Below are 12,821 nucleotides of genomic sequence, written 5' to 3' on the forward strand. Positions count from 1 at the left end.
AATACTTTTTCATGTAAGTTAAAAAGAAACGGAAAATTTCATTTAAATATGCCTGCTTTTATAGATAACGTCTTGCACCTGAATAGTTCTTTTTGTAAACACCGTTGTTCATCGATTCGATTTTTACTTTTGATGCGTAATGTGGTGCATGTAACATTTTACCGTCACCGATATAAAGTCCAACATGGTACACTTTCCCTTTGCCGCCATTATACGCAAAGAATACAAGGTCCCCCGCCTTTAAATTCTTCTTTGCAATGGCTTTCCCACCAGTTGCCTGATAGAATGAATCCCTCGGAATCATGATGCCGTGTGTACGGAATACTGCATATAAAATACCCGAGCAGTCATAGCCCCACGAAGAGGTTCCTGCCCATAGATACGGTAAATCCAAATAACGCTTCGCTTCATTAATAATTGTAGTAGCTGTCGGTTTTGGAACTTCGCTATAGGATGTATGCGATTTGGCTGCACTTTTCTTTAATAGTTTAACCCCGTCACCTGGTGTCTCTACATAATAATATTTCGCAGTCTCATCAATGACCGGCAAAATTGTTGCATAGCTAATTTGTAAATATTTTGTTTTCGCATCTTTTTCTAATAGATTCGTTTTATCTGCAGTAACAATCGCAATGGCGCAGTCATCATAGTTTTTATTCGTTGCCACAACATGAGACTGTGGAACCCATCCAGGATAACCTGCTTTTAAATACGGTACATATTGATCTTTTGCCGCAATACGTTGCCATTTTCCTTTTGTTTCAAGCAACGTTACTTCATCGCCATATAATGCCTGGGTATCCGTACGTCCAACGAGCCATTTCTTTTGCGACAGGCTTAATGATGAAATCCATTTTTGCATTTCTACCGGATTTTTTGTCGAAGGGTAATCAACAGCACGTGCCTGGTTAGGTTTATTCCATAAATTCGTTACTGCGACATCGACTACATAACGTTTTTTCGCCTCTTCTTTTACACAGCTTTGGAACACAGGCTGTTCAGGTTCGGTAGGTCTTAGTGATGGCTCAACTATTCTTGCAAGATACGAAATAAAATTCCCGCGCGTCATCATATCACTTGGATTGAACTTTTCGTTTTTTGCCGGGAATACAATTTTGTTTGCTACTAAAGCTGCAATCGCAGGTGCTGCACTATGATTTTTTGTAATATCCGTATATGGAATGGCTGTCTGTCCAGATAACTGAAACGCAGGTGCCAATATTTTCACCGCCTGTGCACGCGTTAATTTTGCATCCGGATTAAACTTCCCTTCATACCCTGTCATTATCCCAAGCTCAGTAATTGCTGCAATGACAGGCATTCGAGGATCTTCTGTCGGAATGTCTAAATATGTAGGAATTGCACTCATTTCTAAATCGATTTGCAGTGTGTGTACGATAAACTCCGCCACTTCATACCGCGTAATTGGATCATCGGCACGAAAAGTACCATTTGGCGATTGTATTACTCCTCCTAAATTATTTAACACTGTAAGCTCTTCATTAAGTTTAGAGTCACTTTTCACATCAGTAAATATTTGGGCATAGCCTGTATTTGCTGCAGCCGCAACCAACAGACAAATTACCCCAATTTGAATTAAAACTTTCCTGATCATATTCATATTCCTACGCTCCATTTCCTCTTAGCCCCCTATAGTATTAAATTTTACCTATAATTGTATGATATTACCTTTATTTCTAAATATAATAGTATTTATTGTAATTTTTTTCTATGTTATTTCGTCACTATTTTTAGATTTTTACAAATTTTTATTATTAAGCCTTATATAATTGGTTCATTTTTAGTTGGAATTTTTTCACGTGAAACATAATGTGACAACTTTCGCTAAGTTAGCACATTATTTTTTTGTACTACAGGCTCCTTTTAGTTAACAGCGAATTCATTATATTAATATTTTTCAAACGTTTTTATTGCATGTTACGTTACGTCAGCTTTTATACTACATATAAGGAGTGAGGAATATGTATTCAATCGGGGAATTTTCTAAAAAGACCGGCATTACAATTCGGACTTTACGTTATTACGGAGAAAAGGGTTTACTAAAACCTGCCCGTATTTCTGAAGGCGGTCAGCGCTATTATAATGACGCTAATATCATAACTGTCCAAAAGATTGTGACTTTCAAATATCTTGATTATTCTCTAGAGGAAATTAAAGAGCTGCTCAAAAAAGATGATTCTTTGCTCCAATCTTTGGAACATCAAAAATTGCAGTTACTAAAGAAGAAAAAGCAGCTGGAACAAATGCTTGCAACAATTGATACGGCTATTCATATCCATCAGGGAAATATGGCCGTTGATTCTACTACATTACTGCTCGTTATTCACAGTTTACTGACAGAGGATGCGCAAAAGGATTATTTGAGGCAATATATTTCGGAGCCGCTCATTGAACGTATATACAATTTTCTAGATATAAATTTTATCGAAATAAATCGACGTTATATTGAAAGTCTCCACGAAATTAAGCAGGCTTATCAGGCTCCACCGGAAGACACGATGCTAAAAGAACTGATCGAACGGCTATTTTCTATTATTCCGCAAGAATTAACCAAAAGTATTGCACAGGAATTTGAAAAGCATGCAACCGTAGATTTTGATAATTGGCTTTTTGCGATTCCGCTTACTAGTGAAGAAGAAAATTGGCTATTGGAGCAAGCCGCAAGATTGAACATATTAGAGGAGGTTATTACATGAACGTTAAACTAAAGCAATTATGGGAACTCATTAAAAAAAGTAAATTCCCCAAAAAACTCGTCATCATTGTTTTTGTATTAAGTATTATCGAAACACTTGCTTCGCTTGCTGTACCATTATTTACAATGAATATGATCAACGATTTTTCGACGACAGGTTTTGCATGGACAGCGGTCACTGCCGTTGCACTTATTTTAGTCGTGCAGGCGGTTCTTAGTGGTTTTACCTATTTTCTAATGCGTATGCTCGGTGAACGGATTGTTGCGAATTTACGAAACACACTTTGGCAGCATATTTTATATTTAAAAACACCTTACTTTGATGCACACGAATCCGGTGAAACGATGAGCCGTATTACGCAAGATACGAGTGTCGTAAAAGAACTCGTGACCGACCATCTCGTAAGCTTTGTATCGGGCATTTTTTCTATTATCGGCGCGATTGCCATTTTACTGTGGATTGACTGGAAAATGACTCTGCTTATGTTAATCGCCGTACCTCTTGCAATTTTTGTGACATTGCCACTTGGACAAAAAATGCATAAGATTGCCAAGGCTAATCAGGATGAGCTTGCTTCATTCAGTGGACACCTGGGACGTGTGTTATCTAATATCCGACTTGTAAAATCTTCGCAAACCGAAACTTTGGAAAAAGAACGGGGTGAAACTCGCATTGAGCAGCTTTACCGATTTGGTTTAAAAGAAGCGAAAATCCTGGCTATTTTATCCCCGATCATGACATTCATTATGATGATTGTCCTAATACTTTTATTCGGATATGGGGGCACACAAGTATCTTCAGGAGCGATTTCTTCAGGGGAGCTTGTTGCAATAATGATTTACCTTGTGCAAATCATCATTCCTTTTACACAAATGGCAACATTTTTTACAGCATTACAGAAAGCACTTGGTGCAACAGAACGTATTCAAGCAATCATTGCGCAGGCTACCGAAAAGATATCCGGCCTTTCAATTCCTGCGTCTGCACAAAATATTATTTTTCAAAATGTAAAGTTTCAATATGCTGACCAGCCCATTTTAAAAGGAATGAACTTTACGATTCCCTCTGGCAAAACAACGGCATTTGTTAGCAGTAGTGGTGGCGGGAAAACGACGATGTTTTCATTAATCGAGCGTTTTTATGAAGCAACAGAGGGCAAAATTTTATATGGGCAGACAACTATTGAACAGTATGATTTATACGAATGGCGGAAACTGTTTGGCTATGTGACGCAAGACGCCCCCCTTATGAATGGCTCGATCCGTGAAAATGTTTTGTATGGTCAACACGATGCAACAGACGACCAAGTTGTGGAAGCATTGCGGGCAGCATATGCCTACGATTTTGTAATTGCACTTGAACAAGGACTCGAAACAGAAGTTGGTGAAGGTGGCATTAAATTATCAGGCGGCCAAAAGCAACGGATTGCAATTGCCCGTGCGATTCTACGCGACCCTCAAATATTATTGCTTGATGAGGCGACATCGAATTTGGACAATGAATCTGAACGTGAAGTCCAGCTTGCTTTACAGGCATTGATGAAAAACCGAACGACTGTCATTATCGCACATCGTCTTTCTACAATTACAAATGCCGACCAGATTTTACTATTTGAAGACGGGCAGCTGTCAGGCGCAGGTACACACGCGGAGCTTATTAACTCACATTCATACTACAAGCAGCTATGGTCTAAAATGCAAGTGATTTAGCATGAAAAGTGCTCGAAGGAAACTTCGCAGCACTTTTCCCCCTATAGAAAAACACGCCAAAAGTTAATTTACTTTTGACGTGCTGTATTTCATTTCTAAGCTTTCAATTGAGCAAACTGTATATGCTTACAATGTTTTTTCAAGATATCCAATACTTCATTTAAAAAACTAATTTCATCTTTTTCAACCATCCAGGCGTTTTCATCATGCTGAGCAACATAGGTACTGCTTACATATGGGGCATTTTCTGCTGTAATGAGACGCACATAGCCGAATGTCATACCGGCTTCCTTGTAATCGACTCTCAATATGTCATTGTATGAAATTGTTTTCATCCGAGGCTTTGATTTATTTATAAATAGAAACTTTTCGCCAGCATAGTCAATTGTTATATCCGTTTTATCAAGCGACACCTTATAGCCACCAAATAATTTAAAGCTAAATATTTTCATCGTTAACGACTCCATTTCAACTATCATTAGTTTTATTATACGGATTGTACCGATGAATTTCTAACTTTTACATAGATTACTGTGCTAAAAGATCCTCCACTGTAATTTTCCCATTGCTCGTTTTTAATTGAATTGTGTGTTCTTTAGTGCCATGGGAATAATGCGATGTTTTTTCATTATAAATGGATACGGATCCCCATGCTGTCCAACTATCAATTTCAATATTTTGAAGTTTTCCTTCTGTACTTAATATGATTTGCCCATTATCAGATACAAAATTTAATGGTGATTGAACAGATTTTAGCTGAGCAACAATTCGGCCATTTCGTGACTGCGCATGAATTTTGCCTACCACATTTTTAATCTCAACACGTCCGTTATCAGATTCCAACTGAAGCTCTTGACCCATTACATCCTCTGCAATAATCCTTCCATTATTAGAACTAGCTTTTACATGTTCAATATTCGTTTCTGTAAGCACCACTCGGCCATTATCCGAATGAGCATCAAGTACTTTTCCTTGAATATGATCCGTTAAAATACGGCCATTATCTGATTTTAGATAAAATTGCTGTGCGATTGTTTCAGACACCTTAATTCTGCCGTTGTCATTTTGAATCACGAGCTTTTCATATTGTTTTTTAGGCAGATAAATGACTGTATCAATTGTGTTGATTGTCCCTACTATTGTAATGAACCAAAAACGACGGACCTGCTCCTGACGCTTTATAGAGATGAAAAGTGTGTCATCTTTTATTAGCATGGACGCTTCAGTCAACTGGTCCTTATCCTTTGTCTCAATAAGTGCCTCGTCAGCGTCAGTTGGAACAATTACAACATTCACACCATTAGCCTCAATATCTACATTTCGATACGGAATTGGCTTATCATTTTTCATAACCGCCACATTTTCCATAAAGTCTTCTTCATCATATGAAGCAAGGAGCTCTTCAGCCAGCTCTTCAATATTTCCGAATGATTTTATAATTTCTTCAGTTGTCTTTCCTTCTGCACGGCCATTTTCGAAGTATTCTTCAAAGTCTCTGCGTATGTCGTCTCTTTCTTGCTGTTGTAATTTTACTAAATGGTTATCAAGTAAATCTAAAAACTGTTGTTCATTCATTTTTATTTGCTCCCTTGAATTAAAGTATTTACACCCGAAATAAAACTTTCCCATTCATTACGTAAGCTCTGTAGTTGTTCAATCCCTAGTTCGGTAATCTGATAATATTTACGCGGCGGGCCTTCTGTTGATTCCATTAAATATGTTGTAAAAAGACCGTCTTTTGTTAACCTGCGTAACAGCGGGTATACCGCTCCTTCTGATATTTCAATTTGTGTAGAAATTGCTTGCACAAGCTCATATCCATACATATCTTTCTTTTCTAATAAGGCGAGGACACATAAATTCAACACGCCTTTTTTAAATTGAGGATTCATTATTTCACCTCACTACTATTTAATATATAATAGTGTAACAAACACTACTGTTCATTGCAAGGTAGTGTACAAAAAATAATTGTGCTAAGATTTATCCTCAGCACAATTTTTGTTCGTTAAAACCTTCTATATGATCTGTCGTTCGAATAATGGATTGCCGTCCACATTAACGTCGCGATTAATACTAACTCAAAGGCATTTGTAATCGCGTCACTACCAATATCAATCGGAACTGCACTACCGATTGTCATAACAATTGTACCGACAAGCATCCACCACCATTTTCTTTTCCGGGCAAGCATGATCGCAGCGATTAATAAGGCCACAAGAACAATCAAAATCATTGGGGGCGGTCCGGAAGCTGCTTCTGTTGTACTGTAGCTTATTACACCATACGATTCCTCCGGCGCTAGTTCCAGCCCACTCAGTTCCGCAAAATATTCAACAATCATTGCAACAACCCATAAAGCGCCAAATGTAAACGAAACCCATTCCTTATAGGCAAAATGAAGGTTTGCCTCTTTCATTATAAACAGGGAAAAAAGTATTAAAGTAGGTGTGAATATTGCATGGAGCCAAAATCTTCCATAACTTAGGTTTTCAAGCAGCTCTCCCTCTCCGATAACATGGCCTAAAGCTAATATTGCATTATCATAAATTAGGGCAGCAATAACTAAAAATAAAATGGCGGATGCAGTTTTTTTATGTTTTGCCATTCCCCAGACGAAGATGGCAATATAGGCAATCGTGAAAAGTCCGAATATATAAGGATCCATCATACCCCTCCTTTTAATTACTATTCTTTCCCCTTTACCCCAAAATTAAGTTATTAAATATTTCAAGATTAGAAAGGGGCACGAGCGGGAAATATTCTTTAGATGAATAAAGGGGGAACTATTTATGGAATTACACAATGGTTTATTATTTTGGCCGACTACACTTGTAAAAAAACCGCACACGAACCCACCAATTAAACCTCATTATGACGCGATTATCGTAGGTGCCGGAATGAGCGGGATATTGACGGCGAAAGCACTAATTGATGAAGGATTATCAGTAGCCGTTATAGAACGAAATGAACTCGGCTCAGGCAGTACTTCGGCCAATACAGGACTACTTCAATATTCAAATGATATTCAATTACACGAACTTTGCGATTTAATTGGAGAAGAGGATGCTGTACGTTTTTATAAACTATGCTTGGAGGCAGTTGACCAGCTTGAAAAAACTGCCCAGCCGTTAAAAGATCAGGCAGATTTCATTCGACGTCCGAGCATCTGTTTTGCCAGTGAAAAAAAAGATGTATCAAAACTTGAGCAGGAATGCGAGATTTTAGTAAAGCACGGATTCTCTGCTGAGTTTTGGAATGAACTTGTCGTAGAAAAGCGCTTACCATTTAAAGCACCTGCTGCTCTGTACACAAATAATGATGCGGAAATGAACCCTTACAAATTCGTTGTTTCGTTAACTGAACAGCTTATTACTAAAGGACTAGATTTATTTGAAAATACGTACGCCAATATTATAGAGGACGAAGGAAATGACATTATTTTGCACACAATGAACGGCATTTTTAAAACATCCCGTATTATATACACGACCGGATATGATCGTCTTCCTTATGGAAAAATGAAGGGGGCTGACATTAACCGTTCCTATGCGATTGTGACAGAGCAAAAACCAACCTTTGAGAGCTGGTATGAAAATGCACTCATTTGGGAAACTGCCCGCCCATATTTGTATATGCGAAAAACGGTAGATCACCGCATTATAATCGGAGGATTAGACGAAAAAAAAGCCAATCCTGCCAAGCATGAATCAAAAGTGGAAGCAATGGCAAATATGCTGCTTGATAAACTTCATGAATTAATACCTGGCGAAACCTTTCATGCACCGTATAAATATTGTGCTTCCTTCGGTGAGTCATTAGACCATCTACCATTCATCGGACAGCACCCAGAACAGCCAAATCACTATTACCTGCTTGGATTTGGAGGGAACGGCACGGTTTATAGCATGCTTGGCTCCCAAATAATTGCTGATTTAATCATGAATCGACCGAACGACGATGCACGTCTTGTGACATTGGACCGGAAATATGGAATTAAATAACCATAAAGTCCCCTATTGCTGGAATTCTATTTTTAATTCCGCTTCTTTGTTATAAGCTATTAAGTAAAAGGGGGACTTTTTCGTGGTTTTTAAATCAAAGGTGGATATTTGGATGGCGTTCATATTTATTCTTGTGCCCTCCTCAATGATATACGGGGTCATTACCGAGCCAAGTGCTGTTTTACTGCTTGTTACGGCATTCATTATTGTTTTATTATGCATACTGTTTTTCGGTACCAAATACGTAATTGAAGCGGATGAACTCATCGTTTACGGCGGTATTTATAAGAAGCGGATTCCTATTAAGCAAATACGAAGCTTGCGTCCATCGAAAAATCCTCTATCGGCTCCGGCAATGTCGATCGACCGTATTGAAATTACATTTGATCCTCATATTCAGGTCATTCTTATATCCCCAAAAGAAAAGGAGCTGTTTGTAAAAAAGCTTCTTGAAATCAATCCAAGTATTACACTCAAGTCGTAAGAAGTCCACGCAAATTGTATCAGCAATCTGCGTGGATTTTTTACACGAGTATCCCTTTTTCACTTAAACGTTTTGAAAAATCATCAATTGTTAAAGGACGACTATAATAGTAACCCTGTACAAATTCACAATCAAATTCCCGTAAAAGGTGTAAATCTGCATGTTCCTCAACACCTTCTGCCACTACTTTTAAATTAAGTGCCCGTGCCAAAGAAATCATCGCGGAAACCATGGCTATGTCTGCGTTGTTCTTATACATTTCGTGAATGAACGTACGGTCGATTTTTAATAAATCTACCGGAAATTTCTTTAAATAGCTTAATGAGGAATAGCCAGTCCCAAAATCATCAATAGCTAACGTAATATCCATTTCACTTAATTGCTTAATCGTATGGAGCAAATCTGAATTTTGATCTAAGAAACTCATCTCTGTTATCTCGATTTCCAGTGCGCTTGGAGAAATTTCATGCTGCTGTAAAATTCGATTTAAGCGCACAATAAAGTTTTCTGCTTTTAAATGGTTCGGTGAAATATTAACAGCCACACGGAGGTTTAAATTATATCGTTCATTCCATTCTGTTACTTGGCGACCTGCTTTAGCAATAACCCACTCACTAATATCACTGATCAAACCAAACTCTTCCGCAAATGGTATGAACTGATCCGGTGGTACGAAACCAAGCTCATCATCAAACCAGCGAATCAGGGCTTCCATACCTTCAATTCTATTTGTTTGCAAATTCACTTTCGGTTGATAATACAGTTCAAATGCCTCTTTTTTAATGGCATCATGTAACTTTGTTTCCAATGTTAGTAGTTGATTATACGAAAAACGCTGTTGCTTTTTATAAATGACAAAACCTTTGTTATTGCTTTTTTTCGCCTCATACATCGCAATATCAGCATATTTTAAAATGTCTTGTGCCGAATAGCCATGTTCCGGGTAATTTACCGCCCCGATACTGATCGAAGCATAAAAAGTATGGTTATTTAAATTAAATTGGCTTTTAAATAGTGCTTGTATATCCTCTGCAGCACTTTCCAGTAGATCTGAATTTCTTAAAATACAGATGAATTCATCTCCGCTCAAACGATAAAAAGTTATAAACGGACTAGTCAATGTTTTTGTTCGCTCCGCAATTTCTGCTAAAAACATATCCCCGACATGGTGCCCTAAACCATCATTTATATTTTTAAACCGATTGACATCAAATAACATGAGTGAAAATGGCTGTTGTTCAACTTCGATTAGCGTTTTTAAATCATTAAGCAACATCCGGCGATTTGGCAGTCCTGTCAGATCATCATGGTGTGCAATATGTATCATTTCCCCAATCTTCTTTTGTGCGGTAATATCTGTACGAATCGAAATATACTGATAGGGCTTTCCTTTCGCATTCAAAAACGGTACAATCGTCGTCTGTACCCAATAGATTGAACCATCCTTTGCGCGGTTACACACTTCTCCGTTCCATGTCTTGCCTGAACCTATCGTACGCCACATTTCCTTAAAAAAAGTTTTGGGATGATAGCCTGAATTTAAAAGACGGTGATCTTTACCAATGAGTTCACAACGTTCGTATTTGGAAATTTTACAAAATCGGTCATTTACAATTGTGATAATGCCTTTTTGATCTGTAACTGCCAAAATGGACGATTCGTCTAATGCAACTTTAATATTTTGTAATTCTTCTACAGTCAATTGCATTGAACCTAGTACATTTGTATCTTCTATTTTTACCATCTACCCACCAACTTCTATTTAGCGATTCTTTTCTAGTGCATTTTCGGAAAATTTGCATTCTTTAATTCATAATTATAGTTCTTAGTTAATGATTTTGGTAGTTCTTTTAGATTATATCGCCTTTTTTTCATAATTTTTTATTTTTTCCCTTTCATTTTGTAAATAAAACTAATAGTTATCTTTTTCCTAACTGTAAATTTCTAGAAATATTTCATGGGGATTCTCTAGTAAATGTTCAAAAACCTCTTCTTTCGGTGGAATATTCTGATAAAATGATAGTAATTTCCAGTGAAAGGATTGATGAAAATGAAAATATTTATGAAGGTGATTGAAAAGTAATCTTTCGACTCTTTTCAATCAGATGAACATCAAATTATTTTGAAAAGAGGAAAACAATGTACACAGATCAGGAATTAACTATCCGACCAATATCAGAACAAGATATGGAACGCTTATGGGAACTGATATATAAAGATGAACAGCCCGAGTGGAAAAAATGGGATGCGCCGTACTATCCGCATAGAGCGATTCCTTATGAACAATTTATCCAGACAAATCAGGATTGGATCGGGGATGAAAGCTTTTGGGTCATTGAAGTATCGGGAGTCGTTCGCGGAATTATCTCCTACTACTGGGAACACGAACCGTCAAAGTGGCTGGAGATGGGCATTATCCTGCATGAAGGGCATTTATGGGGAAAAGGCATCGGAACTCGAGCATTAAAATTATGGATTGCCCATTTATTTCATACAATGCCATTAGTGCGTGTTGGTTTTTCGACATGGTCAGGCAACGAACGCATGATTCGTGTTGGCGAAAAGCTCGGAATGCAGCTAGAAGCAAGAATTCGTAAAGTCCGCTATTACGAAGGGCATTATTATGACTCGATTCGCATGGGGTTACTTAGAGAAGAATGGGAAGCTTTGAATAACGACTAATTTTTCAGGGGTGGAGAAGATGAGCGTAAAAGAGAAACTGCAAGCAAACTATGAGAACATGGTTGAAATTCGAAGACATCTGCATATGTATCCGGAGCTTTCATTCAAAGAAGTTAATACACCAAAACTAATTGCTGAAAAGCTTCGTTCTTTTGGTATTGAGGTAAAAGAAAATGTTGGCGGAAATGGCGTCGTTGGCCGCTTAGAAGGCGCTTACGACGGACCGACAATTGCGTTCCGCGCCGATTTTGATGCACTTCCGATTCAAGATGAAAAAGAAGTACCTTACAAATCGAAAGTCGATGGAGTAAGCCATGCTTGTGGTCATGATATCCATACAGCCGCACTGCTCGGTTTAGCAAAATCACTTGCTGACAACCGTGATACGCTTCACGGCAATATTGTATTCATCCATCAATTTGCGGAAGAAGTCGTACCAGGCGGTGCAAAAGCTATGGTAGAAGCAGGTTGCCTGGAAGGCGTCGACTATGTGTACGGTTCACATGTATCTTCATGGAGCGAATTAGGTACTGTACTGTTTTGTGAAGGCTACGCAATGGCGGCTGCGGACTTCTTTGAGCTTACTATTCAAGGTAAAGGCGGACATGGCGCATCACCTCATGAAACAATAGACCCGATTGTTGCAGCGGCACAGTTTGTATTTGGAGTGCAGCCGATCGTCAGCCGAAATACAGATCCAATTGAATCTGCTGTTATTACAATCGGAAAAATTGAAAGTGGCACAGTCGGCAATGTCATTCCCGATAAGGCCCATTTAACGGGGACTGTTCGTACATTCAATCCAGCAATCCGCGATATGGTGGAGCAAAAGTTAAACAACTTATGCAAAGCGATTGAAATTCAGTACGGGGCCAAACTTGAATTTAACTATACACGTGGTTATGACGCTTTATATAATCACCCGGCCGAAACAGCTATGCTTCGAGAAGCTGTTTCAATCAACCTGCCAGATTTGCAAGTACTAAATGCCCCACCTCGCATGGGTGCAGAAGACTTCACCTATTATTTACAGGAAAAGCCGGGGACATTTTTCTTCACAGGTGGCGGCAATAAGGAAATTGAAGCTGTCTATCCGCATCACCATCCAAAATTCGATGTGGATGAACAGTCCATGCTGAATATTGCCGATGTGTTTGTGGAGGCATTGAAGCTTCATGGGGTTGTAAAATAAAATTAATTTTAATTTGAGCTATCATGTTCTAAA

Annotated in this window: 12 protein-coding genes; 6 read left to right on the forward strand and 6 right to left on the reverse strand. The window is 38.2% G+C overall.

Going from position 1 to position 12,821, the window contains the following annotated elements; all coding sequences use genetic code 11:
- Positions 1 to 58: 58 nt before the first annotated feature.
- A complete protein-coding gene (locus MHH44_RS19950; RefSeq protein WP_340799411.1) occupies positions 59 to 1,636 on the reverse strand; it encodes an NlpC/P60 family protein in 1,578 nt (525 codons plus the stop codon).
- Between the two features lie 346 nt (positions 1,637 to 1,982).
- On the opposite strand from MHH44_RS19950, the gene MHH44_RS19955 reads away from it, so the two are divergent.
- Complete coding sequence (locus MHH44_RS19955) at positions 1,983 to 2,717, forward strand: MerR family transcriptional regulator (protein ID WP_014822481.1); 735 nt, start codon at positions 1,983 to 1,985, stop codon at positions 2,715 to 2,717.
- Positions 2,714 to 4,426, forward strand: a complete 1,713-nt coding sequence (locus MHH44_RS19960) for an ABC transporter ATP-binding protein (RefSeq protein ID WP_340799412.1) — start codon at positions 2,714 to 2,716, stop codon at positions 4,424 to 4,426. The genes MHH44_RS19955 and MHH44_RS19960 overlap by 4 nt, the downstream gene beginning before the upstream one ends.
- Before the next feature lie 95 nt (positions 4,427 to 4,521).
- Here the strand turns inward: MHH44_RS19960 and MHH44_RS19965 are convergent, their stop codons facing one another.
- The 4 genes from MHH44_RS19965 to MHH44_RS19980 form a co-directional block, all read right to left on the reverse strand.
- Positions 4,522 to 4,878: a hypothetical protein gene (locus MHH44_RS19965; protein WP_065216111.1), complete on the reverse strand. Its 357-nt coding sequence runs from the start codon at positions 4,876 to 4,878 to the stop codon at positions 4,522 to 4,524.
- A 76-nt stretch (positions 4,879 to 4,954) separates the two neighbouring features.
- The gene (locus MHH44_RS19970) at positions 4,955 to 6,001 is read right to left on the reverse strand and encodes a DUF4097 family beta strand repeat-containing protein (protein WP_340799413.1); all 1,047 of its coding nucleotides are present in this window, start codon (positions 5,999 to 6,001) and stop codon (positions 4,955 to 4,957) included.
- 2 nt (positions 6,002 to 6,003) lie between these two features.
- The gene (locus MHH44_RS19975; protein ID WP_008405902.1) at positions 6,004 to 6,318 is read right to left on the reverse strand and encodes a PadR family transcriptional regulator; all 315 of its coding nucleotides are present in this window, start codon (positions 6,316 to 6,318) and stop codon (positions 6,004 to 6,006) included.
- A gap of 116 nt (positions 6,319 to 6,434) precedes the next feature.
- Positions 6,435 to 7,094 carry a phospholipid phosphatase gene (locus MHH44_RS19980; RefSeq protein ID WP_340799414.1) on the reverse strand — a complete coding sequence of 220 codons (660 nt, stop codon included), beginning with the start codon at positions 7,092 to 7,094 and terminating at the stop codon, positions 6,435 to 6,437.
- A gap of 124 nt (positions 7,095 to 7,218) precedes the next feature.
- Between MHH44_RS19980 and MHH44_RS19985 the strand changes: the two genes are divergently transcribed.
- Both MHH44_RS19985 and MHH44_RS19990 read left to right on the forward strand, forming a co-directional pair.
- Entirely contained in the window at positions 7,219 to 8,430 is a 1,212-nt protein-coding gene (locus MHH44_RS19985) for an NAD(P)/FAD-dependent oxidoreductase (RefSeq protein WP_340799415.1), read from the forward strand.
- A gap of 82 nt (positions 8,431 to 8,512) precedes the next feature.
- The gene (locus MHH44_RS19990) at positions 8,513 to 8,914 is read left to right on the forward strand and encodes a PH domain-containing protein (protein ID WP_065216107.1); all 402 of its coding nucleotides are present in this window, start codon (positions 8,513 to 8,515) and stop codon (positions 8,912 to 8,914) included.
- Positions 8,915 to 8,954: 40 nt separating this feature from the next.
- Here MHH44_RS19990 and MHH44_RS19995 read toward each other — a convergent pair whose 3' ends face one another.
- Positions 8,955 to 10,658, reverse strand: coding sequence for a bifunctional diguanylate cyclase/phosphodiesterase (locus MHH44_RS19995; protein WP_340799416.1), 1,704 nt, complete (start codon positions 10,656 to 10,658; stop codon positions 8,955 to 8,957).
- 395 nt (positions 10,659 to 11,053) lie between these two features.
- On the opposite strand from MHH44_RS19995, the gene MHH44_RS20000 reads away from it, so the two are divergent.
- Together MHH44_RS20000 and MHH44_RS20005 are read left to right on the forward strand one after the other, a co-directional pair.
- A complete protein-coding gene (locus MHH44_RS20000) occupies positions 11,054 to 11,596 on the forward strand; it encodes a GNAT family N-acetyltransferase (protein WP_340799417.1) in 543 nt (180 codons plus the stop codon).
- 19 nt (positions 11,597 to 11,615) lie between these two features.
- Entirely contained in the window at positions 11,616 to 12,788 is a 1,173-nt protein-coding gene (locus MHH44_RS20005; RefSeq protein WP_340799418.1) for a M20 metallopeptidase family protein, read from the forward strand.
- The last annotated feature ends 33 nt before the right edge of the window (positions 12,789 to 12,821 follow it).

The organism is Solibacillus sp. FSL K6-1126 (assembly GCF_038003445.1).
Lineage (GTDB): Bacteria > Bacillota > Bacilli > Bacillales_A > Planococcaceae > Solibacillus > Solibacillus silvestris.

What these genes read in the sequence shown, in the direction of transcription:
- MHH44_RS19975 (WP_008405902.1), bottom strand. Translation starts at nt 6,318, where the DNA reads ATGAATCCTCAATTTAAAAAAGGCGTGTTGAATTTATGTGTCCTCGCC.
- MHH44_RS19965 (WP_065216111.1), bottom strand. Translation starts at nt 4,878, where the DNA reads ATGAAAATATTTAGCTTTAAATTATTTGGTGGCTATAAGGTGTCGCTT.
- MHH44_RS19995 (WP_340799416.1), bottom strand. Translation starts at nt 10,658, where the DNA reads ATGGTAAAAATAGAAGATACAAATGTACTAGGTTCAATGCAATTGACT.
- MHH44_RS19970 (WP_340799413.1), bottom strand. Translation starts at nt 6,001, where the DNA reads ATGAATGAACAACAGTTTTTAGATTTACTTGATAACCATTTAGTAAAA.
- MHH44_RS20000 (WP_340799417.1), top strand. Translation starts at nt 11,054, where the DNA reads ATGTACACAGATCAGGAATTAACTATCCGACCAATATCAGAACAAGAT.
- MHH44_RS19985 (WP_340799415.1), top strand. Translation starts at nt 7,219, where the DNA reads ATGGAATTACACAATGGTTTATTATTTTGGCCGACTACACTTGTAAAA.
- MHH44_RS19955 (WP_014822481.1), top strand. Translation starts at nt 1,983, where the DNA reads ATGTATTCAATCGGGGAATTTTCTAAAAAGACCGGCATTACAATTCGG.
- MHH44_RS19980 (WP_340799414.1), bottom strand. Translation starts at nt 7,094, where the DNA reads ATGGATCCTTATATATTCGGACTTTTCACGATTGCCTATATTGCCATC.
- MHH44_RS19960 (WP_340799412.1), top strand. Translation starts at nt 2,714, where the DNA reads ATGAACGTTAAACTAAAGCAATTATGGGAACTCATTAAAAAAAGTAAA.
- MHH44_RS19950 (WP_340799411.1), bottom strand. Translation starts at nt 1,636, where the DNA reads ATGGAGCGTAGGAATATGAATATGATCAGGAAAGTTTTAATTCAAATT.
- MHH44_RS20005 (WP_340799418.1), top strand. Translation starts at nt 11,616, where the DNA reads ATGAGCGTAAAAGAGAAACTGCAAGCAAACTATGAGAACATGGTTGAA.